The sequence below is a fragment of the Psychrobacter sp. I-STPA6b genome (assembly GCF_020662265.1).
Taxonomy (GTDB): domain Bacteria; phylum Pseudomonadota; class Gammaproteobacteria; order Pseudomonadales; family Moraxellaceae; genus Psychrobacter.
The window spans coordinates 1-434 of record NZ_VEWM01000032.1; the positions used below are offsets into that span (position 1 = coordinate 1).

Annotated in this window: 1 protein-coding gene; it reads right to left on the bottom strand. The window is 34.3% G+C overall.

Annotated features, from left to right (window positions below):
• Positions 1 to 385 (bottom strand): hypothetical protein (locus FHK88_RS03650; protein ID WP_264480593.1); only part of this gene is annotated, 385 nt, incomplete at its 3' end.
• Positions 386 to 434: the final 49 nt, after the last annotated feature.

Sequence of the window (434 nt, forward strand, 5' to 3'; positions counted from 1 at the left end):
TATCTACATTAAAAACCTTTAACAAAGGTGTATTTTCTACATCGGCAGGAAGTGGTGTTGCAACATCTGCTTGCGTAATGTAGTTTAAAGGCGATGGATCTGTATATAGAATATTGAATTTAAAATCTTCTTGTTGCAATTGATAGCCACCAGGAATTTGATAAATATTCTTCATCATTAAATTCCAAATTGGTTTTTGCACATTGGTTAAACTACTTTTAAGCATTTTTAAGATTAATGCTTGCGAAGAAGGAATTCCATTAGGATCTACTTGTGTAGCATCAACTCCATCGGTACCAAATTCTCCAACTTGATACACTTGATCACCTATAGTATATTGATAGGCAACAGCAAGAACTTCGTCGTTAGCCAAACGTTGTTGCAACGAAACATAACCTAACTGTGGATGAAAGATATATTCGTTTGCACTAAGT